We start from the raw sequence: 26,282 nt of genomic DNA, 5'->3' as shown, positions 1-26,282 counted from the left end.
GCCGCCTAGTTGCGCAGTGCGTCGTCGGCCACGATATCCACCCGCGGGATCAGGTTGAGGCGGCCCGCCAGGAGCTTCATGTCCTTTTCGACCGGGCCGCTGGCGAGCGCCGCGTGGCTTTGCGCGAGGCGCAGCACCAGCGCATCCTCTTCAAGCACCAGGCGGCTCATTTCAAGCGACCGCCGCGAATTGGCGCCCAGCCGGCGCGCAAGCCGCACGCTAAGGCCCCAGTTTATCGCTTCGTCGAGCGCCGCCTCGCTCGCCAGGGCGCGGACCCGCTCGTCCAGATCGAGCGCGTTGCCGTTCGCCGCAATCGCGGCCGCCAGCATGGCGCGTTCCGCGCCGCTTATCGCAATCCAGCGCTTTTGCAGCGCCCAATCGATCGCCTGGGGCAAGCGGATATTGGGCTCGATCTGCATCGAGGCGAGCGACAGCATGGTCGCCGCCAGACGCAGCCGCTCATTCCCGTGATCGCGCGCGGGCGCGGCGTCGAGCGTCCAGCTGGCCATCCGCGCCGCCAGGGTCGGCGGAGCGCCGCGCCCGGCGGCAAAGGTGGACACGCCAGCGAGCAGCGGGTCCTGCGCGCGGGCCTCGGGCGCAAGGCTGTCATGAAGTATCCCTTCGCGAAGACCCCACGAGGAAAACACCACCCGGCTCGGCTTCAGCGTCGCAAGCAGCGCCTGCAAGAGGATGGCCGCATCGGGCAACCGTTCGGCCCGCATGGTCGAGATGCGTTCGCGCGCCTTGAGGCTCTCGGGCGTTTCTTCGCCCAGCGCTTTGGTAAGGCTCATCGCCCGCTTGGCGCTGAGCGAGAGCCCGTGCGGATCGCTCAACGGGTGCCCTTGCGCCTGCATCGCAAAGACCGACATCGCGCGCCAGGTGCCGCCGACAAGAAACAGCTTTGCGCCCTTGGCGCGCTTCTTGGCCCCCTTTGCAAGATCCTTCTCGAGCGCGGCGCGCATGGCGCTGTCCGATCCGTCCGCGCGCTCGCGGTAGTCCGGCAGTCGCAGCGCGCCCAGAGGGAGGGTGATCGGGTGGCTCACATCGCCCTTGGCAAGGTTGACAAGCTCAAGGCTGCCTCCGCCAAGGTCGGCAACAATACCCTCAGCGCCCGGAAACGCGCCCGCAACGCCGTGGGCGCTCAGGATCGCTTCCTCTTCCCCGCTCAGAATGCGCGGATGGAGGCCAAGCTCCCTGATCTCGGCGACGAGATCGGCACCATTGCTCGCCTCGCGCACGGCGGCGGTGGCGACGGTCTCCACGTCGGAAACGCCAAGGTCCTTCAGCAGAAGCGTGAACCGCCGCAGGCCCTGCATAGCGATCTCGATCGCCTCGGGCGCGAGCGTCGCGTTCTTCGCAATGTCCCGGCCAAGCCTGGCGGTGACCTTCTCGTTGAGCAGAACTCTCGGCGCCCGCATCGAACCGCCGTAAACGACAAGGCGGACCGTGTTCGAACCGATATCGATAATTGCCCGGGCAGCGACGCTGCCGGAGAACGCCCCGTCGCGTTCCTCTCGCCGTCGTTTGAAACTCATCGCGTCTTTATGCTCTTCCCCGCCTGGCTAGCGACCTCAAGCCCGTCCCCTTCAGCCGCTTCGACCCTTGCGCAGCGACAATTTGGGAACGCCTCCGGCCTCCAAAGCACCTCCGCGCCCGGAAAGCGAGGGGTTGGTCATGAAATAGCGATGGCAGTTGAACGGCTTCTCGCCCGGCTCGACCCGCGAATAGGTGCCATCGGCGTTGAGCCACCAGCTCTGCTCGGTGTCGAGCATGTTGGCGAGCAGCACTTGCTGGAGCACCTGATCGTGGACCGTGCGGTTGAGGATCGGGATCAGGCTTTCGACCCGGCGATCAAGATTGCGGCCCATCAGATCGGCCGACGAGATGAAGACGGCCGATTGCGCGCCGGGCATGGGGCGACCATCGGCAAAGGCGTAAATGCGGCTGTGTTCGAGGAAACGACCGATGATCGATTTGACGCGAATGTTCTCGGACAAACCCGGTTCGCCCGGCTTCAGACAGCAAATGCCGCGCACCACCAGTTCGACCGAGACACCCGCCTGGCTCGCGGCGTAGAGCCGGTCGATCATCCCCTTGTCGGTGATCTGGTTGCACTTCATCCAGATCGCGGCGGGCTTGCCCTTTTGCGCGTTGGCAATCTCGGTATCGATGCGCCGGTACAGCTCTTCACGAAGATCGAGCGGGGCGATCTTGATGAGTTCAAGATCCTTGGGCTCGACATAGCCGGTGACGAAATTCATCATCCGCGCCGCGTCGCGTCCCAGCCGCGGATCGGCGGTGAAGAAGCTCATATCGGTGTAGATCTTGGCGGTGATCGGGTGATAATTGCCCGTGCCGAAATGGCAGTAAGTGCGGAAACTGTCGCCCTCGCGCCGCACCACCATCGCGGTCTTGGCGTGGGTCTTCCAGTCGGTGAAGCCGTAGATCACCTGAACCCCGGCGCGCTCCAGCTTGGTCGCCCATTTGAGGTTCTGCTCCTCGTCAAAGCGCGCCTTCAATTCGACCACGGCGGTGACCGACACGCCGTTTTCCGCCGCTTCGATCAACGCGTTGATGACGGCGGATTGCGAGCCCGCGCGGTAGAGCGTCTGCTTGATCGCCACCACGTCCGGATCGTTCGCGGCCTGCCGGATGAAATCGACCACCACTTCGAAGCTCTCATAGGGGTGGTGGATCACGATGTCTTTCTCGCGGATGGCGGAGAAAACATCGCCATCGTGCTCGCGCACGCGTTCGGGATAGCGCGGGGAATAGGCGTCGAACTTGAGATCGGGGCGATCTTCGGAGACGATCTCGGCAAGCCCGTCGATCCCGATCATCCCATCGGTCTTGATCACCGCAGCCTCGTGCACGCCGAGCTGTTCGAGCAGCATCGCCTCGGCCTGGGGGTCGAAATCCTCTTCGAGTTCGAGCTGGATCACCTGGCCCCGGCGGCGGCGCTGGATCGCGCTGCGGAAGGTGCGCACCAGATCCTCGGCCTCTTCCTCGATCTCGATATCGCTGTCGCGCAGCACCCGGAACAGGCCGTCGCCCTCGATAGTGAACCCGGGAAACAGACGCTTGGCATAGCGCTGGATGAGGCTCGCAATCGAGATGTAGATCGCCTCTCCGGTTCCCGCGATATCGCTGGGCACGCGAACGAAACGCGGCAGCGCGGTGGGGATCAGGATCATTTCGATCAGCTGTTCCTTGTCGGCATCGCGCGTCAGCGTGAAGAGCAGCCCCATCCCCTCGTTCTGCACGAACGGGAACGGGTGCGCGGGGTCGAGCGCTTGCGGCGTGATGACCGGCAGGATCTCTTCAAGAAAGTAATTCGCCAACCAGTCATGCGCCTGCGTTTCGATGCGCTGTTCGTCGGCAATGTAGATATCGCTGTCTGCCAACGCCTCGCGCAGCGCGCGCCAGATATCCTGCTGGCGTTCGGAAAGCTCGGCCAGCTTGGCGCGGATCGCGACCAGTTGCTGGCTGGGCGTGCGCCCGTCAATCGCGGTCTTGTCGATCCCGCGCTGCGCCTGGCCGACCAGCCCTGCGACGCGGATCATCATGAACTCGTCAAGATTGCTGCCCGAAATCGAAAGGAAGCGCAGCCTCTCCAGCAGCGGATAGGCGGTGTTGTCCGCTTCGGCGAGCACACGCTCGTTGAACGACAGCCAGGACAGCTCGCGGTTGAAATAGTTCTCGCCATCGCTCGCCGCGCCCAAATCGGGCGTATCGGGCGTATCGTGGATGATCGGAGCGCTGCTCATCGCCTGGCCTGGTCCCTTCCCTTTCGCTGTCGATGCGTCTGATCCTCGCAGCGCGACCGACACGACGCAACTAACGACTTGGGCCCTGCCCCAGGAATGTCAAATCGATATCGCCCCCTCAAACGAGCGAGCGCGCCTCGGCAATCTGAGTGATCCCGCGCTTGCCCTTTGCGTCGCGGCCCAGCTGGACGATCACATCGATCACGCTCGCCGCGTAGGCGATGGTGTCGGAACGCGTGAGGCCGATCCCGGTTTGCATCACCATCAGCGACAATTGTTCGAGCGCGCCGCGCAGCGAGTTGGCGTGGATCGTCGAGAAACTGCCCGGATGGCCGGTGTTGATCGCACGCAGGAAGGACACGCTCTCTCCGCCGCGCAGTTCGCCCAGTACGATGCGGTCGGGCCGCAGGCGCAAGGCGGCCTGAAGCAGCTCGTTGGCGGTGACCTTCGCCTCGCCCAGCTCGCCCTTGACCGCGACAAGCCCGACGCAGTTTTCGCCGGGAAACTTGAGCTCGGGTGTGTCCTCGACCAATACGACGCGCTCTTCGGACGGGATTTCGCCTAGCATGGCGTTGAGGAAAGTCGTCTTGCCCGTGCTGGTCCCGCCGGAAATCAGGATCGTGCGGCGCTGGCGGATCGCTTCACGCAGATAGTCGATCGGCCGCGCCTGGGGGTCAGGCATCTCGACCTGCGTCTCGCCCGAAAGGGGACCGGCGTCATACGCGTCAAGCGGCAGGTCCAGCCGACGGTGGCGGCGGATCGCCATGATCCAGTGCTTGCGGCTTGCCGGAGGCCCACAGAACTGGATACGCGCGCCATCGGGCAGCGTTGCGCCCAGCAGCGGATGTTCGCGGTTGATCCCCTGGTGGCTGACGCGCGCGACCTGTTCGGCAAGCCGCTGCACCAGTCGGTCATCGATTTCCGGCGTTGCGATCCGGCGAAACCCGGCGCCTTCCGAGGCGTCCTCGACCCACACCTCGCCCGGCCGGTTGACCATGATTTCGGTCACCGTGTCGCGATCCAGCCAGCGCTTGAACGGCTCCAGATACGCATCGAGATAGACGCTGCGCTCGGCCAGCCGTTCAAGGCTGCTGGTCGGCTCTTCCGGCAACCGGGCCGCCGACGCGCCCTCGCCGGATGAGGGGAGAGGATGGATATCGGCGCTCATGATCGACGGGCCAGCATGCGGGGGCAGCCTCAGTTCGAAACCGTGCTGAAGTCGAGATCGCGCGAGGTGAAGACGCGAATGGGTTCGCCCATCTTCACGCGGATCGTCGGGCTGATGCCGGCGTCGGGCGAGGCCGTTTGCGCGCCGCCGAGGAACACCGACGTGCCGCCCGAAACAATGCCTCCCAGCCCCCCGATGACAGACAGGAGCATCGAGGAGCCAAAGCGCTTGAAGAAGTGGCTGTTCACGTCGCCCTCAAGGCCCGTTGTGCCGTCAAAGGCGACCGCGGGCGAGGCGAGATTGACCGACACACCATCGGGACGGATCAGGCGGGTCCAGATCACATAGGCGCGCTTTTGCCCCTGCTGGACGCCCGACTGGTACTGCCCGATCAAGCGCGAAGAGCGCGGGACGAGAATGCGCGTTCCATCAAAACTGCGCACATCCTGGCTCACCACCGCGCGCACATAGCCGGGCACGTCGGTGTTGATCGCGGTTTCGAGTACGGCGGGAATCAGAGTGCCTTGCGTGACCGTGGTCGAGGGGTTGGTCATCGGCGTCGCCTGCACCGGCGCGCCGCCCACTCCGCCGATCGAGCTGGCAAAGGCCGCCGCCGATCCCGCCACGGCCCCTGCTTGCGCGCCGGTGGCCGGAGCCCCGCCGCCGACCGCTGGCGGCGCGGCGACGGCGCTGTTGGCGGGCACGCTTGCGTCATAGGGCATGATCGGGCTGGCATAGGGGTTGCTCGCGAGAGCCGGGTTTGTGTCCGGTGCGCGGGTGAGGATCGGCGCGGGCGTCGGATCGGGGCGACGCGGCGCGGGCTCAGGGCTAACCGGCTGCGGCGCCACCGGAGCGGGCGCTGGCGCAGCGGCTGCGACTTGCGCGCTGCCGATCGTCTCAGGCTCGGGAACCTGGGCTGCGTTCATGCTCCACAGCGTGACCGCGCCCAGAGCGCCGACAATGGCGACACCGGCGGCGAGGCCCAGCCCGTCGGTTTTCGACTTGCGATCCGTGACCGCGGGAAAGGCGCTGCGGCTGGCGAGATCGATGATCTCCGCGCTTTCACCCTCGCGCGGATCGCCCGCGTCGAAAGCGCCGTTGTCACTCTTCTTGGGCGGGAGACGCATAGCCAGTCGCATCACTTACTCTCCATCACGGGTTCTGCCGAAGTTTCGAAACGCAAACATGGTGTGTCCCTTCACGGTCTCGCCGCCTGACGCGGCCGGATGATCGTGGGACCGGTGTTGGTCAGAGTGGCGGTTTCATTGCCGGAGCGCAGAATGATCTGAGCAGGCACGCGGTCGAGCACGACCGTATCGCCGCGCACGGTGAAGTTGACCGGCCCTTCGACACCATCCTCATTGGTGATCAGGATCGCCGGGATCGCAGTGCCCTCGGGCCAGGTGAGGAACAGCGCCTCCCCATCGTCATAGGCCCGCGCGGGCAGCAAACCGCTTGTCCCCGCGCCCGCCCATTCAAAGTTCAAACTCGCCGGATCGGCCACCGCGTAAGGGTCTTTCGCCGCCGCCATCTCCAGCGCGTTGGCCTTTTCCTGCTCGGCGGCGGCTTCGAGGGCGGCCAGCCGGGCTTCTTCCTTGGCCTTTTCCAGTTCCGGGTGGCGGAATTGCAGCACGTAGAGCGGCGCGTTGCTGGGCGATGCGGAAAGGTCGAACAGATAGGTACGCTTGCTCGTCACCACGGTCAGGTTGGTCTTGGCACGCACCGCAAGCGGCTTGACGAACAGCAGCGACTGCGCCTTGTTCGGCTGCACCTGCCAAGCGCCGCTGTCGCCGATCGCGACGTTCTCGATTACCTCGTCCTCGGCGAACTTGATCGTGGTCTGCACTTTCACCTTGCCAGGCAGCGAATAGACCATCGCTTCGTCATAAATCACGGTCTGGATGCGCGGATCGGCGGGCGCTTGCTCGCTCGCGGGCGCGGCATCGGCGGCGTCCTGCGCGAATGCGGGCGGCGCCAGCAGAGCGGCGGCGGCAAATGCTGTCAAAGGCAGCAAGGCGGCTGCGCGGTTCATTCTCAATTCCTTTTGGCGGGCGAGCGGCTGGAAGCCGGAGCGCTTTTGAAACGGTTGCCGATCCCGCGCGTGCGGGACGGGCCTGAACGGGTTGACGCAGACCCACCGCCCTGAGCCGTGGATGCGTAGACCTTCGTCTGGCGGACTGTGGTGGTGGCGGGGCCGGTGTCGTTGGCGGCAATCGCGCTCGCGGGCGCAACTTCGGCGCGGCGCTGGACCGCCGCCGCCGCAACCGGGGGCGCGGTGCGCGCGGCGCGGTCCGCCACGATCGGCGCTTGCGCGACGGGCGCGGCGGTGGGTGCGAAGCTGGGTTCGACCTCTTTTGCCGTCGGCGCGAAGCCGAACACCTGCCATTTGGAGACCATGATCGACGAGGTCAGCAGCGCCATCAGCATCAGCATGCAGTGGACAAAACCCACTACGAAGAACGCCATGGCCGCCTGTTGGTTGATTTCGCCGGGCGTCGCGATCAGCGCGGCGAGGATCGGCACCGCCATCTCCAGCATGATCGAACCGCCAACGACCGCGAAGAGCGGCGCAAGGCTGAGCATCAGCATCCCCTTCAGCCAGCCGACAAACAACCCGCGCGTCTGGTTGAACAGCGCCATCACCACGAAGATCGGACCGACCGCGAGCAGCAAAGCGAGGCCAATGCGCGCGGTCACAAGCAGCCCCACCGTGCCCAGCAGAAGCAGCAGCGCGCCCAGCCACATCATGCCGGGGGGCGAGAACATGTTGATGTCGGTCTGCCCGGTCGAGGCTTCCTGCACCGCGATGAACACGACATCGAGCTTTTGCGCGAAGGTCGCCGTCGCCGACCCTTCGCTCTTTGTCAGGACACCCGCCAGCCAGTCGGGCGTTTCAACGAAGATGTTGTAGAACACCGCCGAGAACGCGGCGAAGCTTGTCGCAAAGGTGACAACCAGCCCGATCGTCATGATCCGGGGCACCAGCGCGCGGATCGACAGATTGGAGCGGCCAAGCATCAGGCTGATGCCGAAGAACGCAACGTAGAACGTCAACAGGATGGTCAGCACCAGCGACATCTGACCCTCTGACCCGAAGATCTGGCCGAACGCCTGCTCGCTGACCTCGCTGGCAATGCAGTCTACCGCCGTCAGCGCCGCCGAGACGCCCGCGCCGACCTCCTGGGCCACCAGATCGCAGCTCGTCGCCATTATTCGGCCGCCTGCCAGACGGGATGCCCGTCTTCGTCAACCTCACCGTTGCCGCCATCGGGCCACGCCTTGTTGGTGAGCGCGGGGTACCATTGGCTCGGCTCATCGCCCACCGCCTCGCGCAGCAGGTCGAGCCGGCGCACCGAGGCCTCGCGGCCCGAGAGAATGGTGAGCACCTCCGGCGCGCCCGACAGATCGAGGCGCACGACTACGCTCGCATCGGGCTGTCGCACCAGGAAACAGCGCGAATGCGCGGGCAGCGTGCGGATCAGCGCAAGCTCATGATCGGTCAGGCCAAAGCCGTCGCAATAATCCTCAGGCCGCGCGCGGCTGTTGGGCATGAAGATCATCGTCGCCGTCTGCTCGACCAGAGCGGTCGAAATCCGGCTTTCAAGCGCGTCGCGCGCCGACTGCGTCGCAAAACCCACCAGCGCGTTGCGTTTCCTCAGCGTCTTGAGCCAATCGCGAATGCGCGCGGCAAACACCTCGTCGTCGAGCGCCTTCCAGCCCTCATCGATCAGGATCATGGTCGGCTTGCCGTCGAGCCGCTCGTCGATGCGGTGGAAAAGGTACATCATCACCGGCGTGCGCAGGCGCGGGTTTTCGAGCAGCTGCGTCATGTCGAAGCCGAGCACGCGGGCGTCAAGGTCCAGCGCGTCGGTTTCGTTATCGAACAACCAGGCGTGTTCGCCATCGTCCTCGCCCGAATGACCGATCCAGGCGCTCAGCCGGTCCGCCAGATCGCCGGGTTCCGGACGCCGCGCGCCAGCCAGCAATTCCTTGAAGTGCCGCAAGCGCCGCAGCCGCGCGTCGTTGGCGTAGGCTGCGTCGACCGCCGCGCTGATGCAGGCCAGTTCCTCGGGCCCATCGGCCTTCAGGAGAACGCCCAGCCAGTCGCGCAGGAACGCCTTGTTCGCGGGCGTGTCGGGCAAAGAGAGCGGGTTGAAACCGGTCGGCTCGCCCGGATTGATCCGGTCATAGCGCCCGCCAATGCCGCGAATGAAGAGCTCCGCGCCGCGATCCTTGTCGAACAGGATGGTGCGGGGGCTGAACTTTTGCGCCTGCGCGGCGAGGAAGTTCATCACCACCGTCTTGCCCGAACCCGACGGGCCGATCACCGAAAAATTGCCGAGATCGCCGTGGTGGAAGTTGAAGAAGAACGGCGTCGCGCTGGTCGTTTCAAGCAGCGTGACCGCCTCGCCCCAATGGTTGCCTTCCGCGCTGCCGAGCGCGAAGCCGTGAAAGCTGCCAAAGCTCGCCATGTTGGCGCTGGAGATCAGCGCGCGGCGCACGATGTAGTCCTCATTGCCTGGAAACTGCGCCCAGAAAGCCGGCTCCAGATTGGTGTCCTCGCGCACCGCAATCGCGCCCGTATCCGCCAAAGCGGCGGCGCAGGCAGCGCAAGCGTCGTCGAGCCGGTCGAGCGAGCGCTCGCGCACCAGCACGGTGAGGTGATGATCGCCAAAGCCCACACTGCCGTTTCCAAGCGCGTCGCGCGCGGCCATCATGTCGGCGCGTTCGCTTGCGGCTTCCTCATCGACCGAGCGCGAACGGCGCAGCGCCAGATCGATCCGCTCGCGCGCGGTTGTCCGCTCGTTGGGCGCGTAGCTTTCGGTGACGACCATCTCGTATGGCAGGCGCAGCAGCCCATCGAGCAGGCCGGGAGAAGTCGCCTCGGGATAATCCTTGAGGCCGAGGATCGCGGAGAAATCGGGCTGGCCCGAGCCCTTCAATTCCATCGCATCGAGACCAAAACTCGCGCGGCGATAGGGCAGCATGTGGCCGATATCGGTCTCGGCCGAAGGACGGCGCACGGGCCGCATCTCGCCGTTGAAGAGCGCCGAGAGCAGCTCGAGCATTTCCGAATTCGTGCCACCCTTCGAGCCACCATTCGTTTGGGGCGCGTCGTAATCGCTCAAGACCGCCGCGCCATAGGCCGAAAGCGAGGCGGTCAGGCCCGTGACGGCGGCTTTCAGACTGCGGATGTCCTTGGGATCGGCTTCGAGTTCGTCCTTGCCCTGACGCGAGAAAAATCGGGCCATCCGCTCGGGCAGACCCGTCTTGCCGCGCGCCGGGCGACGAATGAGGGTGACGAACTGATCGTTGATGAACAAAGACCCGCCCGCCAGGCGCTCTTTCCAGCGCGCATCGATATGGCGGCTCAGGGGATCGGGAAACTCGCCGTCAAGCTCAACCTCGACCCGGCGGCGAACGACGTGGTGGTAGAGCACGAAACGGGCATCGAGCGTCGAGCGTAGCATCACCTCGCGCGTCGCGGCGTGAGCGTTGAGCGCGTCGCTATCCTCGGTCTCGAACAGCAGGCCGGGCACCTGGATCGCGCTCATCACCGAGCCGTCGCGCAGCAGCACGGTGCTTTCATCGATCAGCCGCGCGTAAGGCAGACGATCGCCGACCAGCGCCTCCTTCGCGCTCCAACTGGCGGGTCCGATCCATTTGGCCATGGTCACAGTCCCTCCTTGCAAGGTGCGCGTGCGGCCCGGTCAATCACCGCGTCCATGACCGCGTGAATCACCGCATCAGGGCGCATAGCTGTTGCCCCCCCAACGCCGGTAATTGGGCACGCGCGGGCATTTGGAAACCTTGGTGATCCACAGGTCGAACACGCGCGGTTCGCGCAGACACGCGAAATAGCCGATCGCGTGCATGATAATCGGCACCGGGATAAACCAGAAGCTGTCGAGCACCAGAAACGCGATCGTCGAAACCGTCATGTTGATGATGAAGAAATTCATCGTCACACCCGCAAACATCTGCGGCCGGGTCAGGCTGCGATAGATCGGCTGGCGCGCAAGCTCGGTCATGGTGTCAGAACGCCGCGATCGAGTTCACGAGGCGCGGCGCGCCAAAGATGATGAAGACGCCGACAATGACGGTTCCGCCATAGCGCCAGTTCATGCGGCCGGTCAGCATCATGAAGCCCACGCCCGCAACCGCCATCACGGCAAGACTGGTGGCGATGGGGCCGAGCAGAATGCTCTGCATCCACGAAAGCGCATCGACCAGCGGATTGCCGCCGCCGGTGCCGGCCTGCGCCATGGCGGCGCTGGGCGCGATAAAAGCCAGGAGAAGAACCAGCCATCCGGCCAGCCTGCGAAAAATCGAATTCATTGCCGTATCCATATTCTCGAACAAGTCCGTGCGCCCCTTGCGAAACTAGGGCGCGGTGTTGATCCGTGCATGACCGGAAAGCCTTCCCATGATCGCAGCGACATAGGCTTTGGTTTCCTTGATATTGGGAACGCCGCCCGCTCTGATAACGCGTCCGGGCCCGGCGTTGTAGGCGGCGAGCGCCTTTTCGAGATCGCCATCGAACCGGTCAAGCTGCTCGCGCAGGTAACGCGCGCCGCCTTCAAGGTTGTCCATGGGATCGTCGGAATCGACGCCGAGATAGCGCGCCGTGCCCGGCATCAGCTGCGCAAGCCCGCGCGCGCCCGCATGGCTGACCGCGCCTTCGCGCCAGCGGCTTTCCTGCCACACAAGCGCTTCGAGCAAACTTGGGCTGAGATCGAAGCGGCGGCTGAGTTCCATTATCTTCGCGGCGTAGCGGGTCGGCACGCCCGCCGCGTGCGCCGCCACGTTCGCGATGGCGCCTTCGGGATAGGCGTCGGGAACGGCGTCGGGAACGGCGTCGGCAACGGCGTCGGCGCTCAACTCGATGAAGACGCCTTCCACTGGCGCAGCGGCCTCGACAGGCATCGAGGCGAGATCGCCCGTGACCCAGCGCGCGCCCTCGGGCCCGACTTCCATGACATCGGCGCGCGCAGGAGCGCTGGCGAACACGAGGCTCGCTGCAAAAACGGCTGAAATCGTAAAGCGCGTGCCGCGCGCGGGAATCATCGCATGCCCTCCGGACATTGACCCCCTTGTCTGCGCAAGATGACACTGAGGTGACACCGCCAGCCGTGGCGTCACGCATCCGTCGCGCTTTTCCGGATGCCAAGAGAGCGGAGCGCCCCGCAGCGCCCCGCTCTCAACTGCGTAACTGCATGAGCCGCCGCCATCTCTGACGCCATCTCGCACGCCATCTCTCACGCCGTGCGAGATTCTCCCGGCCCATTCACGGCTGGCTCAATTTCACAGCGGGCCTAGTCATTTCACAGCGGGCTTAGTCGCGGCGCGTAAGCCGTGGCGTGAATTCGCCCCTTGCGAGCATCCGCATCGCCTTGCGCGCGAGCCGACGCGAATCGATGAGATCGCCATCGGCGGTCTCCAGGTCGAGCGGCTCGGGACTAACCAAAGCGCGCTCGAACAGGGCCTGGGCCTTTTCCGCGTCGCCTTGCTGGGCGTGCGCAATGCCAAGGTTAATCAGAAGGGCGGGATCCTGGGGCGCGCGCGCCACCTGCTTTTCGAGCTTGGCAATCGCCGAAATCGTGCGGCCCTGCGTCAGCGAATCCGACGCGAGCGTCGCCGCTTCGGTGTTCGGTTCGACGGGCGTGGTCTGGGCAGGCTGAGCGCTCGTCATCAGCATCGCCACCGCGGCGGTCGTGATCATGAACATAAGCTTCTCCTTGTGTGCTGGAGACTATCATGCACGCTTTTCCCAAAAATGCAACAAAACTGACACATTGTAATTTTTTAGTCGTTTTATTTCCTTATCCTATTGATTTTTTTGAGATCAAACACTGTAACATTTCGCCAATCCGGTTCAAATCCACCGAATGGTGCGGCGAAAGGCGTAACAAAAATGACTTAGTTCGTATTTTGCCTTACGCCTGTAACGCTGACTAAATTGTGTCATACGGCGTCCGTAGCCGGTCCCTCGCGCATCGATTCCAAGCGCTTCTTGATTCTCGGTTTTTGAGGGGACCGCACGCTGTGAAAAATCTTCCACGCACTGTCGTTTTGGGTTGTGGCCTTGTCGTTCTGGCAGGTTGCGGCGCTGATGAAATTGTCTCGCCCGGCACGTCGGGCGACATTATTATTAATAACCCTGCGCCGCCGTCGCCGACGCCGCCGCCAACCGGGGCCGGCAACGTCACCCCCGCAGCCGGTTGTCCCACAATCAACTCGACCGGCGGCCTGACGGACCGGGGCACCATCCAGGGCCCGACCGGCGAATACCGCATCTGTGAAATGCCAGCCGTATTCGACGCCGAGAACGATACGCTCCCCTATGTGCCGGGCCTCCTCTACTCGATGAATGGCCGCGTCGATGTCGGTGCCGATGTGGGCGCAGCGAACAGCTTTGGCGCGACGGACCCTCTCGCCGGAGAAGATCCGGTTGCGACGCTGGAGATCGAACCGGGCGTCATCATTTACGCATCGAGCGGTCGTTCCTTCCTCGTCGTCAACCGAGGCAGCCGGATCGAAGCCGATGGCACCGCGACGGACCCGATCATCTGGACCAGCCGCGACAACATCCTGGGTCTGACCGACGACGATTCGGACCAGCAATGGGGCGGCGTCGTCCTTCTGGGCCGTGCGCCCACCTCGGACTGCGCGACGGGCGCGTTCAACACCGCCGCTAACCCCACCGCCAACCCGCAATGCGAGCAGCTGCTCGAGGGCACGACGATCTCGACCATCTTCGGCGGCGACTTCGACGATGACAGCTCGGGTTCGATGACCTTCAACCAGATCCGCTTCTCAGGCTTCGCGCTTGCGCCGGGTGACGAGTTGCAGGCGCTGACCACCGGCTCGATCGGCAATGGCACCACGCTCGACAACATCCAGTCGTTCAACAGCTCCGATGACGGCATCGAATTCTTCGGCGGCACGGTGAACATGCGCAACGTTGCCGTGGTCGGCGCGTCCGACGATTCGATCGATGCGGACACCGGAACGCAAGGCGCCCTGCAATATGTGGTCGTCGCCCAGCGCTCGAACGCCGGCGACAGCATCATCGAGCTCGACAGCCCGCCCGATGACTTTTCGACCGCCGCGATCCCGCAGACTGTGCTGGCCGTGACGAACTTCACGTTCATTCAGGGTTCGGGCAACGACCAGGTCGTGCGCGCGCGCGGCGGCTCGCGGATCCGTCTCTCGAACGGCATCATCGAGGCCAATGGCACGCCCTGCGTGCGCATCGATCAGCCCGAAACGATCGCCGCGGCTCCGACTTTCGATTCCATCGTCGGCGATTGCAGCGCCTCGACCCCGCTTCGCGCCACCGACGGCGCGGCGCTGGCCGATCTTGAAGCGATCTACAACGCGGCGAGCGCCAACAACACGCTCGACACCGACGTGACCTTCACGAACGGCTTCTTCTTCGATGCAAGCGCCACTCCGGTCTTCGATGCGACCGCGACGTCCACCTTTTTCGAAGCGACGACCTTTGTCGGGGCCCTCTCGACCGCCGACGACACGCGCTTCCAGGGCTGGACCTGCGATTCAGGCACCCTCAACTTCGGTTCGGGCTCATCCTGCACGTCCTTGCCGATCCGTCCCGGTGAAGAAGACTAAGCACGTTGCTGCGATGATGACGGGGGGCGCTGCCCAGTTCGGCGCCCCCTTTCTCGCAGCGCACCAACGATGACGTCGCAGGGCGTCGCGCGTTTCAGGGCCTAATATGAGGGGGTCTAACATTATGTCGACCGGCAAGCGCCTGGCAGGGCTGCTGCTTCTCACAAGTTCATTCACCTTTCCCTCCCTGGCGTACGCTCAGGATGAGGGGACCAATCAGAGCGCACAGGAAGCGGAAGATCCGTTGGCACAAGCCGTCGGCGCGGTCGAAGAGGATCAAGACGAAGAGCCCGAGGTTTCGGTCCCGGGCGGCAGCATCATCGTGACCGGGCGCCGCGCGCGCGATCCCGTGCGCGGTTCGACGCAGGTTCTCAACGTTCTTACGACCGAGGATATCGCTCGCACCGGCGAAGGCGACATTGCCGGTGCGCTGTCGCGCGTGACCGGCCTCAGCGTGGTCGGCGATGGGCGCGTGTTCGTGCGTGGCCTGGGCGATCGCTATTCGCTGGCGCTCCTGAATGGCCTGCCCCTGCCCAGTCCCGAACCGCTCAGCCGTGTGGTTCCGCTGGATATCTTCCCGACCAATGTGGTCGCCTCCAGCCTCGTGCAGAAGACCTATTCGCCGAACTATCCCGGCGAGTTCGGCGGCGGTGTGATCAACCTCACCACGCGCGCGGTTCCGGTCGAGAATTTTCTGACCGTGTCGATGAGCGGGGAATTCGACAGCGAGACGACCTTCGAAAACGGGCTGACCTATTTCGGGTCGGACTGGGATTCGCTCGGTTTCGACAACGGCAACCGCGACACCCCCTCGTTCCTGCAGCAGGCTATCGATTCCGGGACGCCGCTCGACCAGCTGCCACTTTCGGCAAGCCCCACCGATCCCACCGCGCTCACCCGCGAAGCGATCGCCGGTCAGCTAATGCCGACGAACCTCGTCACCCTGCAGCGCGTCGACAATCAGAGGCCCAACTTCTCGGCCAATATCACCGGCGGTCTGGCGCTTGAGGTTGGCGATGGCACCTATCTCGGGATCATCGCGACCGGCGGTATCTCCAACCAGTTGCAGAACCGCAGCGTGCGCAATCAGCGCGCGAGCATCGACGATTTCTCGTTCGTCACCGAAGACTCGACCAACTTCATCACCGACGAAAACGTCCTTGTGAACGGGATGCTCAGCTTCGGTCTCGACTTCGGCGAGAACACGATCCGCTGGACCAACCTGTATATTCGCGACACGCTCAAGACGGCGCGCCTTTCCGAAGGGTTCGACGTGACGCTCGGATCGCAGGACGGCGCGGACCTGCAGCGCCAGCAGACGGCCTGGTTCGAGCGCCAGCTGATCGACACGCAGCTGGTCGGAGAGTTCGAGTTTGGCGACGGCGCGTTCGAGCTCGACACCCGGCTCGGCTATGCCCGCACCGATCGCGAGGCGCCATACAACACCGAAATTCTCTACGCGCGCTCGAACGACACGACGCCGGACGAACCCGCTGATTCCGAACGAAACGTGCTGGGCTCGAACTTCGTTGCCTATTTCGACGGCGATAACGAGTTCTACGACCACAGCATAAGCTTCGATGATCTTCAGGAAGAGAACTACGCCGGCGGTATCGACCTCACCTGGTCGGCTGTCGAAGGCTTCGACGTCACGGTCGGCTATTCCTATTCGGACACGGATCGCCGTTCGGAGAGCCGCATCTACGCCCCGCTGATCCGACCGGACCAGACGACCGAGGTCGATTTCAACCCGGCCCTGCTTGGCCTCCAGCCTCCGGGCGACATTATCAACGGAGCGACCCTTGCGGGCTTCAACGTCGATGTCCTCGACTTCGTGGACTTCCCGATCTTTGACGCCCTGCTCGAAGTACACGGCGCCTACGGCCAGGTCCGGTGGGTTCCGAGCGACACCCTCACCGTCGATATCGGGGTGCGCTATGAGGACGCCGTCCAGCGCGTTACCCTGCCCGAGGGGACGGCCCAGTCCACCATCGTGCCGGTCGAAACCAACCTCGAAAACGACTATTTCCTTCCCGGCGGTACGATCACCTGGGAGGTCATTCCCGATCTTCAGCTGCGTTTTTCCGCCTCGCAGACCATTGCGCGGCCGCAGTTTCGCGAACTCGTCGATCAGATCTATTTCGACCCGGTATCGAACCGCGATTTTCGTGGTAACGCCCAGCTGATCGACAGCGAGTTTCTCAACCTTGAAACCCGCGCGGAATACTATCTTGGTGGCAAGAACCGCGTGAGCCTTGCCGGTTTCTACAAGGACATCGAAAACCCCATCGAGCCGATCATTCTGGGCGGCTCGGGCACGGGCGATCTGACGACAACCTACGCCAACGCGCCGGAGGCGACGCTGTTCGGCGCCGAGTTCGAATTGGTGTACGGATTCGATATCACCAGTCTTGGCGGCTTCTTCAGCACCAAGGACCTGCTGATCATCGCCAACTACACCTTCACCGATTCCGAACTGGGTATCCCGGATCCCGACGCGCTTGTTCCCACGGTGGTCGGCGACGTTCCGGTTTCGATCGTCTTCGAGGAAGGCAATCCACTGGTTGGCCAGTCGGACCACGTCGCCAACTTCCAGATCGGCTTTGAGGATTTCGAGAAGACCCAGCAGGCCTTCTTCCTCTTCAATTACGCCAGCGAACGCGTCACCACCCGCGGGTTTGCCACCCCCGACGTGGTCGAGGATCCGGGCCTGACCGTCGATTTCGTGGCGCGCTCCGATATCAGCCCGCTGGGCTTGCCGGTCGAGGTCAGCCTGGAGGTGCGCAACATCTTCGGACGCGACAACTTCGAGTTTCTCGAGAACGAAACCGGGCGCATCGAAGTGAACACTTTCGAAGTCGGCACCCGCGTGCAGCTTGGCGTCCAGGCCCGGTTCTAGGGGCTAGCGCGAAGGATTGCGAAAGGCCGCCTCCTTGCTGAGGCGGCCTTTTTCTTGGCACCGGGCGGTGGCGACACACGGGGGCGTCACTCGGGAACGTCACACGGGGCCGTCACTTGGATCTGAGGCTGACCTGATCCATCCCCGGCATCGCCATGCCCAGCCCGGTCGGGAATTTCGGGCGATACGGCCCTTCGAGCGCCGCGATCTCCTCTTCGCCAAGCTGGGTATCGAGCGCCGCCACGGCGGCCTCGATATGATGCGGCTTGGTCGCCCCGATGATCGGCGCAGCGACGGCTGGCTTGGTGAAGTGCCACGCGAGAGCGAGGGTCGCCATGGGCACGCCGCGTTCGCCCGCAAGCCTGGCCAGCGCGGTGATGACCGCTTCGTCGGCCGCATCGCCGTCCCGGTAGAGAGACTTGCCAACGCCGTCGGTCTCGGAGCGCACCGTGCCCTCACCCAAAGGCCGCGCCAGCCGTCCGCGCGCGAGCGGAGACCATGGGATCACTCCCACGCCCTCGTCCTCGCACAGCGGCAGCATTTCGCGCTCTTCCTCGCGGTAGAGCAGATTGAGCTGGTTCTGCATCGAGATGAACGGCACCCACCCATTCGCGCGCGCGGTCTCCTGCGCCTTGGCGAATTGCCAGGCGTGCATCGAGGACGCGCCGATATAGCGCGCCTTGCCCCCCTTCACGATGTCGTGCAGCGCCTCCATCGTCTCTTCGATCGGGGTGTGATCGTCCCAGCGGTGGATCTGGAACAGGTCGACATACTCCATGCCGAGGCGCGTCAGGCTGTCGTCAATCGCCTGCATCAAGGCCTTGCGCGACAGCCCGCCGGTGTTGGGCGCGTTGCGCCACGGGATGAACGCCTTGGTCGCGACCACGATCTCATCGCGATTGGCCATCTCGTTCAACAGCTTTCCGGTGATCTCCTCAGAAGTACCGCCCGAATAGCCGTTGGCCGTATCGAAGAAGTTGATCCCCGCCTCCAGCGCCGCGCGAAAGAAAGGACGGCTCTCTTCCTCGCCCAGCAGCCAGTCGCCGTGCCAGCCCTTGGTGGTGTCCCCATAGGACATGCAGCCGAGACACAGCCGCGAGACGGATAGACCCGAGGGGCCGAGGCGGGTGAATTTCATGAGCGGGTTCCTTTGCGATGACACAGACAAACGGCGTATCTCGAAAAGTCCGTTTCCCGATCAATATATTGAAAGAAAAACCAACTTTTGCGTTTCGCGTTCAAGAAGTGTCACTTTCCGATTTGGCCGTCCGCATCGGATGATGAGGTGCCCTTGGCGAGGAAGAATACCGATCACTAGCGAGATAGGAAAGCGCTTCCGCATCCGTTCGTCATTGCGAGCGGCAGGCAAAAGCAACACGCAACCCGTCATTCCGGCGCAGGCCGGAATCCAGCGCAGCAAAGCATCGTGCCCGCTCGACTGGACCCCGGCCTTCGCCGGGGTGACGGGTGGAAGGCTTTTATCTCAACTCAGCGTCAGTCCGCCATCGATCACGAGCGTTTGCCCCGTCATATAGGACGAAAGCGATGAGGCCAGGAACAGCGCGGCGCCCGCCATTTCTTCGGGCGTTCCCGGGCGGCGCATGGGGATGGCTTTGACCATCATCTCCAGCCGCTCGGGATGCTCGGTCATGATCGAGGTCATCTTCGTGGGCACAAGTCCCGGCGCGATGCCGTTCACCCGGATGCCGTCGCGCGCCCAGGCTTCGGCGAGCGATTTCACAAGGCTCGCCGCGCCCGCTTTCGACGCGGCGTAGGCGGGCTGGCCGATCACCGCCTGGAAGGCCGCGACCGAGCTGACGACGATCATCGTCCCGCCGCGCTCCTTCATCCCTTCGTAAAAGGCGCGCGCCACATCCATTACCGAATTGAGATTGACGCCGATCACCTGATCCCAGCCCTCGCGGGTGAACTCCTTCTGCCCATAGCGCACAATGCCCTGGCTCTGGATCACCACGTCCATCGCGCCGATGGCTTCGGAGAGCGCGCCGGCCGCCTCGCGGTCGGTCACGTCGAGCTGGCGATAGGTCAGCCCGGTGAAATCGCTGTCTTCGGCTTCGAGATAGTCGCCCTCATCGGGCCGCGTGCCGGTGACGATAACCTCAGCGCCTCGCGCCGCAAAAGCTTGCGCGATGCCGTTGCCGATGCCGCTGGAGCCGCCGGTGACGAGCACGCGTTTGCCGGTGAAGTCGAGCGGCGTGTCGAGGGGGTTGGTCAATGTGATTCTCCCTGATTTTGCAGCCAGATCGCGCCTTTGCCTGCATCGAAGATCGTCATCGCCTCAGCAAAGAAAGGATAGCCGAGATTGCCGACATAGGGTGCCTCGCGATCAGCTACGCGTTTCACGTCGCCGACTTTGGCGACCGCCTCGATCTGATATTCGACCGCGGCAATTCCAACGCTCTCGTCCTGTCTTCCGCTCGCATTGGTTGATACAGCTAGCGTGGTCCGGTCCCGATCAGCAAAAAACGTGTCGAAGTGTTTCGCCTGAAAAGCGAGGTCAGTGGCACTGCCGGTGTCGACTTTCAGGATGGCTTTTCGCCCCGCGACCTGCCCTGAAACTGTGTTGCCTGACCAAGGTATGCGAACATACTTGTCGGCATCGGGTTTGACATAACCACTGGCGTGAAAAGCGATCCGCTTGGAGGTATTGTCCGTCAGGATCACCATGGCGTTCACGAACTCCTGACCAAGGATCAGCGACAGTCTGGTTCCATCTGCACAGTCCAATTTCGGCAAGGCGACTGCGTGCAAGCTGCCCTGAAACCGGAATTGTCCGGGCACTTCGACAGGCACGGCAAAGACACGCGACACGGGCAAGGTGCCTGTCAGGCTACGCGCCTCTTTCGAGAGCTCACCGATCTTCAGGCCAAGCCGATCGGCCAATGCAATATCGACGAAGGTCTTGTCGCTGCCGGTGTCAAAGAGGGCGCACACGTCCTCATCGCCGCTGCGCGCGCGGAATGTTGGCGCTCCGCGCGCAGTGCTCATGGGAAGCCAATTGAGTTGGTCTGCCGGATGTAGAAATTCGACCGTTGTCGTTTCTTCAGAAGCTTCGGGTGGCGCTTCGCCTGGAGGAGCCTGAACCTGCGCGGCGCCAACGCCCGGGAGTACCGACAAAAGGGCAATAATCGCCCAGCTGGCCTTAGCCGGAAAACTCGTCAGCGGCTCAAAACTCACGACTCACCACTTCCTTCATGATCTCGCTCGTGGCGCCATGAATGCGATGGACGCGCGCGTCGCGCCACGGGGGCGCAGTGCCGTTGCCGCCAACGCCGCTGGAGCCGCCGATGACGAGCACGCGCTTTCCGGTGAAGTCGAGGGGGTTAGTCGTCATCATACCCTTCCTTTGCCTGTTCGCCTCAACCGCTTCGAAAAGGGGTCAGGCGTTGTAGTACACGACGGCGGACAAAGTCAGCCAGGTCGTGAACATGATCAGATACGGCCAGCGCCGCGGTAAAAGCCGAGCCACCAGCAGCGTGGCCGCCGCCGTTCCGCCGAGCGCGAGCAAGGCCGCCCACGCGGCGAACGGGCCGGTGCCGGTGAAGGCTTCCTGGATTGCCGAACTCGCCCATTGCGCGGGCAGCAGCGCGAGTAACCAGTCTGGCAACGCTCCCGGATGCGCCAAGGCGGTGAGCACAATCGCGGCCTCGCCAGCGACCACGAACACCGCCATGCCCCAGCCCTTGCCGGGCATGCTGCGCGCAAACAGGGCACCGCGCGCGGCAAAACTGATGGTTGCGACGGCGACGACCAGCGCGATTGCGGGCAAATACGGCAGCGCGGGCAACCCCAGCGCCTGCGCGAGAATCAGCAGGCCCACACCAACCGCAAGCGCAAGGAAGACGCCCATCGCAAAGCGCCCATCCGCAGCCGCCGCGATCATGCCGGTCCCCATCAGACCAATGGCGAGGATCGGGCCAATCCCTGAAGCCAGCGAGAGTGCGAAGGGTCCAAGCGCAATCAGCAGCATTGCGGCCACGGGCGCCGCCACCCCCATTACCGCCGCGCACGACCAGGCCATCGCGGGCCACGCAACAGGCTGCGGTCGAGACAAAGAGCTCATCGAAAGGATATGGGTTTGAGCCCCCTCAAATCTCGCGGCTGACGACTTCCTTCATGATCTCGGATGTGCCGCCATAGATGCGCTGGACGCGCGCGTCGCGCCACAGCCGCGCGATGGGGTATTCGTTCATATAGCCCGCCCCGCCGTGGAGTTGCAGCGAAGCATCGACCATCTCCCACTGCATTTCGGTGTGCCACAGCTTGGCCGCGCTCGCCTCGCCCGTAGTCAGCTCGCCCGCCAGATGCCGCTTAATCGCCCAGTCGAGATGCGCCCAGCCAACCTGAAGCTTGGCGGCGAGATCGGCGAGCGTGAATTTGGAGTTCTGGAACTCGAACACCGTCTTGCCGAACGCCTTGCGCTCTTTCGTAAACTTCACCGCTTCGTCGAAGGCACGCTGCGCGCCGCCCATGGCGCTGACCGCGATCGAGAGGCGCTCTTGCGGCAGTTCCTCCATAAGATGGATGAAGCCGCGCTTCTCGCCGCCCAGAATGTTGGTCTTGGGCACGCGCACATCGGAAAAGAACAACTCGGAGGTGTCGGCGGAATGCTGGCCGATCTTGTCGAGATTGCGCCCACGCTCGAAACCCGGTGTGTCGGCATCGACCAGAACAAGGCTGGTGCCCTTCGCACCCGCGCTCGGATCGGTCTTGGCGACCACGATCACGACATCGGCGTTCTGGCCATTGGTGATGTAGGTTTTCGAGCCGTTGATGACGAGATGATTGCCGTCCTCTGTGGCGGTGGTGCGAATGCCCTGAAGGTCGGAGCCTGCACCCGGTTCGGTCATCGCGATCGCAGTGATGATATCGCCCGAGATCATGCCGGGCAGATACTTCTCTTTCTGCTCGTCGCTGCCCAGGCGCTCGAAATAGTTGACCGTGATGTCGTTTTGCAGCGTGAAACCGGCGGACGAGCCCATGTAGGACAGCTCTTCGGCCAGCACGCAATTGAAGCCGAAATCGAGCCCCAGCCCGCCATTCTCCTCCTTCACCGTCGGGCACAACATGCCCGCCTCGCCCAGCGCCTTCCAAGCCGAGCGCGGGACGATCCCTTCTTCCTCGTGGGTATCGAGATGCGGCTCCATATGCTCGGCGAAGACTTTGCGAACGGTTTCGCGAAACGCCGCGTGGTCTTCGTTATAGGCGGTGCGGTGGGCGGTATCGAGCATGGGGGTGTTCTCTCCGGGAAATGCGTTGTTTTCGAAGACCGAGTGAAGCGCGCCTTGACGCAAGGGTCAAGCGCGAAACGCGCAACACACCCGCCACACTCCTTGCAGAAAGATCAGCGCAACGCCGCAAGATCGTTGACACACCCGTCCCGGTCTTTTCATCTTGTCTCAAGGGGTTAGAAAGGGTCGACCATGGAGAGAGGGCTTCACCGAAGGACGCTGGCTCTGGCGCTGGTCATCGGACTGGCTCCTGCCAGCGTAAACGCGCAGACATTCGGCGCATCGACCGGCGCGGGAGCCGTTGAGACAAGAGCGATGGTCGGCGTGACCATTCCCTTCGGCGCAAAGCGACGCCAGGCCGAAACCCGCCCCAGATTCGACCTGCGGCTTGAAGCGGCCGATTATCGCCCGGATTTCAACGACGCGCCCGATCGCCGCATAGGGTTGCAGCCCCGGCGTAACGTCCGGCGGGTGAGCCTTTCATGGACAATGGAAGACAGGCCGCGCTTCCTGCTGAACGGACGGGTGCTTGAAAGCCAGTACCGTTTGAGCGCCGACGAGGACACGAGCGAGGAAAACGAAGAGGGCACGCAAGAGAAGAAGGGCACCACGACCGGGCAAAAGGTGCTGCGCGGCGCGGCGGTGGCTGGAGGTGTGATGGTGGTCATAGCCGGCATCGGCCTCATTGGCGTCCTGACCCAATGCGATGGCGATGATGGATGCTGAGAGCGAACACACCGCCCGCTCGCGGATCAATGGCTCAGGCGCGCGCGGCGCGCGGGGATCGTAGTTCGGCCCATCGGCCGGTTGTTTTTGACAAGCCCGAGATGTCGCTCACCGCCATCAAGGGACACATCACAGGTGAGGGAGGCCATTCAACCATGTTCAACCGTATTGCGCAGCTGTTCTTGATCTGCGCCTTTGTGTTCGGGACCGCTCCGGCCCGCGCTCAGGCGCTGGCCCCCTTTACAGACGCCGGCGCCGTCGAGACCAGGGCCATGGTCGGAATCACGATCCCGTTGGGAAGCCGATCGAAAAGCGTTGAGGCCAAGCCCCGATTCGATCTGACCCTTGAAAGGGCGCAGTTTCGCCAGGGTGTCGATGGATTTAACCAGAATATCTCGATCCGCCCCGAACGTCGCAATGTCCGGAGCACCAAATTGTCCCTGACGTTGGAAGAACAGCCGCGCTTTCTTCTCAATGGCCTTGCGTTTCAGAGCGATTATAGCCTCCACGCAGACGAAGATGAGGAAGGCGCGCAAGAGGACGGCGAGGACAAGAAGTCCGGCCGTTCGACAGGCAAAAAGGTCCTGCGCGGTGCGGCGGTGGCCGGCGGTGTTTTCGTGACGGTGATTGCGGTGGGCTTCACCGCATTCCTGATAGAATGCCGCAACGATGAGGAAGGGTGCGGGGAGTAGCGAGCAAGGACCGGTACGACCGGTCATCGCCACTCACCCCACAAACGCGCGCTCGATAACGAAGGAGCCGGGCTTGTTGTTCGCGCCTTCTTCAAAGCCGCGCGCTTCGAGATCGGCGGCGTGGTCCTTGATCATCGCCATCGATCCGCACAGCATTACGCGGTCGTTTTCAGGGTCGAAGCGCTGCGGGCCTTTGCTCTGTTCGAACAGGCGTCCATCGTCGATCAGCGTCTGAATGCGGCCCTGCGTGCGGAAGCTCTCGCGCGTCACCGTGGGCACGTAAATGAAGCGCTCGCGCTGGTCGTCTTCGAGCAGCGGATCGCCCTCCAGCCTGCTTTCAAGCAGCTCGCGATAAGCAAGGTCGGCGACGCGGCGCACCGAGTGCACGATGATCACTTCCTCGAACATCTCGTAGACTTCGGGATCGCGCGCGAGGCTCATGAACGGGGCAAGGCCGGTCCCGGTCGACAGCATGAACAATCGCTTGCCCGGCAGCAGCGCGTCGGTGACGAGCGTGCCGGTCGGTTTCTTACCGAGATAGATCGGATCGCCCGTCTTGATGTGCTGGAGGCGCGAGGTGAGCGGGCCGTCCTGCACGATGATGGAGAGAAACTCGAGCTCTTCATCATAGCTTGGCGAGGCGACCGAATAGGCGCGCAGCAGCGGTTTGCCGTTCTCCTGCGGCAGCCCGATCATCACGAACTCGCCCGAACGGAAGCGGAAGCTCGCCGGACGCGTCATCTTCAGGCTGAACAGCTCCTCGTTCCAGTGATGAACATCCGTGATCGTCTCAACGCTCATCGCGGCGCTCTCGGTGAACTGGTCGCGGTCGGTGATGGGCATGTTCATGGGGTTTTGTACTCGGCCTTTTGCGTGGGTCTGGAATTGCGCGCGCAAATGGACGTTCTGCGCGCGCGCATCAAGGTAGTTTCAGCTTAATAGGTGAAAGCCTCGCTTGAACCCAGTGAGTCTATCGCGCCTTGATCGCCATCAAATGCACGCCCCCGTGGGTTCAGTTCCAGCCCGCCGCGTCGTAAATGGCGACCGCCTTGGCCTGATTGGCGCCGATCGTCGCGGTGCTCAGGTCGTCGGCGCGAAACTCGCCGAGCGAGGCGACGGCGGATGTCGGAGCCACCCCTTCAACCGCGGGGTGTTCGTTGTTGCCATTGGCAAAATACCCCTGCGCGGTGTCGCTGGTGAGATATTCGAGGAAGCGGATCGCGTTGTCGCGATTGGGCGCGTTCTTGAGCAGCCCCGCCCCGCTGATATTGACATGCGTGCCGGTGGTCTCCTGATTGGGAAAGACCACGCCCACCTTGTCGATCAGTCCGCTTGTGTCCTCATCGCCCGCATAGCGCGCCAGGTAATAGGTGTTGACCACGCTGATCCCGCATTCGCCGTTCGCGACCGCTTCGATATTGGCGGTGTCGTTGCCTTCGGGCGCGCGGCGGAAGTTGGAGACAACCCCGCGAGCCCAGTCGAGTGCTGCGTCCTCTCCGCGATGCGCGATGAGGCTGGATAGCAGCGAAATGTTGTAGATGTTCGACGATGAACGCATGCAGATTTTCGCGCGGTGACGCGGATCGGCAAGGTCTTCATAGGTCTCAAGGCCCTCGGGTTTGCCATCGGCTTCGTTGTAGATGATGACACGCGCACGGGTGGAGAGGCCGAACCACAGGCCATCGGGATGGCGCAGGTTCTCAGGGATACGCTCGCTAAGAACATCCGATGCGATGGGCGACAGAACGCCCGCCTTTTCCGCGCGCCACAGCCGCCCGGCGTCAACGGTGATGAGGAGATCGGCGGGCGAGTATTCGCCCTCGCTCACAATCCGCTCGATCAGCGCGTCCGCGCCCGCTTCGATGCGATTGACCCTGATGCCGGTGGCCTTGGTGAAGTCTTCATACAGCGCCAGATCGGTGTCGTAGTGGCGCGAGGAGTAGATGTTCACCTCGCCGGTGATTTCGACCGGGTCTTCGGACGCCGCGGTGTCTCCGGGCGCGCAGGCGCTTGCGGTCAACAGGCCAAGCGCAGCCACAACGGCGGCGAGAAGGCGCGGGGTGCGCCGGGGGCGCTCGGCGTGCGGGGCGAGCAGAGTCTGCAGGGCGTGCGGGGCGTGAGTCACGAGTGGGATTTCCTCCGGTC

At 63.6% G+C, this 26,282-nt stretch carries 23 protein-coding genes; 4 read left to right on the top strand and 19 right to left on the bottom strand.

Annotated features, from left to right (window positions below; all coding sequences use genetic code 11):
* Window positions 1–5: 5 nt before the first annotated feature.
* The 11 genes from QNI87_RS08760 to QNI87_RS08710 form a co-directional block, all read right to left on the bottom strand.
* Window positions 6–1,535 carry a Ppx/GppA family phosphatase gene (locus QNI87_RS08760; RefSeq protein ID WP_300595833.1) on the bottom strand — a complete coding sequence of 510 codons (1,530 nt, stop codon included), beginning with the start codon at window positions 1,533–1,535 and terminating at the stop codon, window positions 6–8.
* A gap of 51 nt (window positions 1,536–1,586) precedes the next feature.
* The gene (locus QNI87_RS08755; RefSeq protein ID WP_300595832.1) at window positions 1,587–3,767 is read right to left on the bottom strand and encodes an RNA degradosome polyphosphate kinase; all 2,181 of its coding nucleotides are present in this window, start codon (window positions 3,765–3,767) and stop codon (window positions 1,587–1,589) included.
* Window positions 3,768–3,885: 118 nt separating this feature from the next.
* Entirely contained in the window at window positions 3,886–4,935 is a 1,050-nt protein-coding gene (gene virB11, locus QNI87_RS08750; protein ID WP_300595831.1) for a P-type DNA transfer ATPase VirB11, read from the bottom strand.
* Window positions 4,936–4,964: 29 nt separating this feature from the next.
* The gene (locus QNI87_RS08745) at window positions 4,965–6,074 is read right to left on the bottom strand and encodes a TrbI/VirB10 family protein (protein ID WP_300595830.1); all 1,110 of its coding nucleotides are present in this window, start codon (window positions 6,072–6,074) and stop codon (window positions 4,965–4,967) included.
* Between the two features lie 59 nt (window positions 6,075–6,133).
* Complete coding sequence (locus QNI87_RS08740; protein WP_300595829.1) at window positions 6,134–6,967, bottom strand: TrbG/VirB9 family P-type conjugative transfer protein; 834 nt, start codon at window positions 6,965–6,967, stop codon at window positions 6,134–6,136.
* Between the two features lie 2 nt (window positions 6,968–6,969).
* Window positions 6,970–8,145, bottom strand: a complete 1,176-nt coding sequence (locus QNI87_RS08735) for a type IV secretion system protein (protein WP_300595828.1) — start codon at window positions 8,143–8,145, stop codon at window positions 6,970–6,972.
* A complete protein-coding gene (locus tag QNI87_RS08730) occupies window positions 8,145–10,607 on the bottom strand; it encodes a VirB4 family type IV secretion/conjugal transfer ATPase (RefSeq protein ID WP_300595827.1) in 2,463 nt (820 codons plus the stop codon). The genes QNI87_RS08735 and QNI87_RS08730 overlap by 1 nt, the downstream gene beginning before the upstream one ends.
* A gap of 75 nt (window positions 10,608–10,682) precedes the next feature.
* Entirely contained in the window at window positions 10,683–10,967 is a 285-nt protein-coding gene (locus QNI87_RS08725) for a VirB3 family type IV secretion system protein (RefSeq protein ID WP_300595825.1), read from the bottom strand.
* Between the two features lie 4 nt (window positions 10,968–10,971).
* Window positions 10,972–11,274 (bottom strand): TrbC/VirB2 family protein, encoded by a 303-nt coding sequence (locus QNI87_RS08720; RefSeq protein WP_300595824.1) that lies wholly within the window; start codon window positions 11,272–11,274, stop codon window positions 10,972–10,974.
* A 45-nt stretch (window positions 11,275–11,319) separates the two neighbouring features.
* Window positions 11,320–12,021 carry a lytic transglycosylase domain-containing protein gene (locus tag QNI87_RS08715; protein WP_300595823.1) on the bottom strand — a complete coding sequence of 234 codons (702 nt, stop codon included), beginning with the start codon at window positions 12,019–12,021 and terminating at the stop codon, window positions 11,320–11,322.
* A 250-nt stretch (window positions 12,022–12,271) separates the two neighbouring features.
* The gene (locus tag QNI87_RS08710; RefSeq protein ID WP_300595822.1) at window positions 12,272–12,658 is read right to left on the bottom strand and encodes a tetratricopeptide repeat protein; all 387 of its coding nucleotides are present in this window, start codon (window positions 12,656–12,658) and stop codon (window positions 12,272–12,274) included.
* 323 nt (window positions 12,659–12,981) lie between these two features.
* Between QNI87_RS08710 and QNI87_RS08705 the strand changes: the two genes are divergently transcribed.
* Together QNI87_RS08705 and QNI87_RS08700 are read left to right on the top strand one after the other, a co-directional pair.
* Window positions 12,982–14,568 (top strand): hypothetical protein, encoded by a 1,587-nt coding sequence (locus tag QNI87_RS08705; RefSeq protein WP_300595820.1) that lies wholly within the window; start codon window positions 12,982–12,984, stop codon window positions 14,566–14,568.
* A 124-nt stretch (window positions 14,569–14,692) separates the two neighbouring features.
* Window positions 14,693–17,467 (top strand): TonB-dependent receptor, encoded by a 2,775-nt coding sequence (locus QNI87_RS08700; protein WP_300595818.1) that lies wholly within the window; start codon window positions 14,693–14,695, stop codon window positions 17,465–17,467.
* A gap of 112 nt (window positions 17,468–17,579) precedes the next feature.
* Here the strand turns inward: QNI87_RS08700 and QNI87_RS08695 are convergent, their stop codons facing one another.
* The 6 genes from QNI87_RS08695 to QNI87_RS08670 all read right to left on the bottom strand — a co-directional run bounded on the left by QNI87_RS08695 (window position 17,580) and on the right by QNI87_RS08670 (window position 22,719).
* The gene (locus tag QNI87_RS08695; RefSeq protein WP_300595817.1) at window positions 17,580–18,605 is read right to left on the bottom strand and encodes an aldo/keto reductase; all 1,026 of its coding nucleotides are present in this window, start codon (window positions 18,603–18,605) and stop codon (window positions 17,580–17,582) included.
* 345 nt (window positions 18,606–18,950) lie between these two features.
* Window positions 18,951–19,703 carry an SDR family oxidoreductase gene (locus tag QNI87_RS08690; protein WP_300595816.1) on the bottom strand — a complete coding sequence of 251 codons (753 nt, stop codon included), beginning with the start codon at window positions 19,701–19,703 and terminating at the stop codon, window positions 18,951–18,953.
* Complete coding sequence (locus tag QNI87_RS08685) at window positions 19,700–20,476, bottom strand: retropepsin-like aspartic protease (RefSeq protein ID WP_300596092.1); 777 nt, start codon at window positions 20,474–20,476, stop codon at window positions 19,700–19,702. Before QNI87_RS08685 ends, QNI87_RS08690 begins: the two co-directional genes overlap by 4 nt.
* Before the next feature lie 178 nt (window positions 20,477–20,654).
* Window positions 20,655–20,825, bottom strand: a complete 171-nt coding sequence (locus QNI87_RS08680; RefSeq protein WP_300595815.1) for a hypothetical protein — start codon at window positions 20,823–20,825, stop codon at window positions 20,655–20,657.
* Between the two features lie 42 nt (window positions 20,826–20,867).
* Window positions 20,868–21,509, bottom strand: coding sequence for a hypothetical protein (locus QNI87_RS08675; protein ID WP_300595814.1), 642 nt, complete (start codon window positions 21,507–21,509; stop codon window positions 20,868–20,870).
* 67 nt (window positions 21,510–21,576) lie between these two features.
* Entirely contained in the window at window positions 21,577–22,719 is a 1,143-nt protein-coding gene (locus QNI87_RS08670) for an acyl-CoA dehydrogenase family protein (RefSeq protein WP_300595813.1), read from the bottom strand.
* Between the two features lie 192 nt (window positions 22,720–22,911).
* On the opposite strand from QNI87_RS08670, the gene QNI87_RS08665 reads away from it, so the two are divergent.
* Both QNI87_RS08665 and QNI87_RS08660 read left to right on the top strand, forming a co-directional pair.
* Window positions 22,912–23,445 carry a hypothetical protein gene (locus tag QNI87_RS08665; protein ID WP_300595812.1) on the top strand — a complete coding sequence of 178 codons (534 nt, stop codon included), beginning with the start codon at window positions 22,912–22,914 and terminating at the stop codon, window positions 23,443–23,445.
* 155 nt (window positions 23,446–23,600) lie between these two features.
* Entirely contained in the window at window positions 23,601–24,137 is a 537-nt protein-coding gene (locus QNI87_RS08660; protein ID WP_300595810.1) for a hypothetical protein, read from the top strand.
* Between the two features lie 33 nt (window positions 24,138–24,170).
* Here QNI87_RS08660 and QNI87_RS08655 read toward each other — a convergent pair whose 3' ends face one another.
* Complete coding sequence (locus QNI87_RS08655) at window positions 24,171–24,986, bottom strand: ferredoxin--NADP reductase (RefSeq protein ID WP_300595809.1); 816 nt, start codon at window positions 24,984–24,986, stop codon at window positions 24,171–24,173.
* Between the two features lie 163 nt (window positions 24,987–25,149).
* Window positions 25,150–26,262, bottom strand: coding sequence for a Fe(3+) ABC transporter substrate-binding protein (locus QNI87_RS08650; protein WP_300595808.1), 1,113 nt, complete (start codon window positions 26,260–26,262; stop codon window positions 25,150–25,152).
* Between the last annotated feature and the right edge of the window lie 20 nt (window positions 26,263–26,282).

The sequence above is a fragment of the Erythrobacter sp. genome (assembly GCF_030066995.1).
Classification (GTDB): Bacteria; Pseudomonadota; Alphaproteobacteria; order Sphingomonadales; family Sphingomonadaceae; genus Erythrobacter.
Note: the sequence above shows the minus strand (reverse complement) of the source record. Positions and strands in the feature narration are given on the sequence as shown.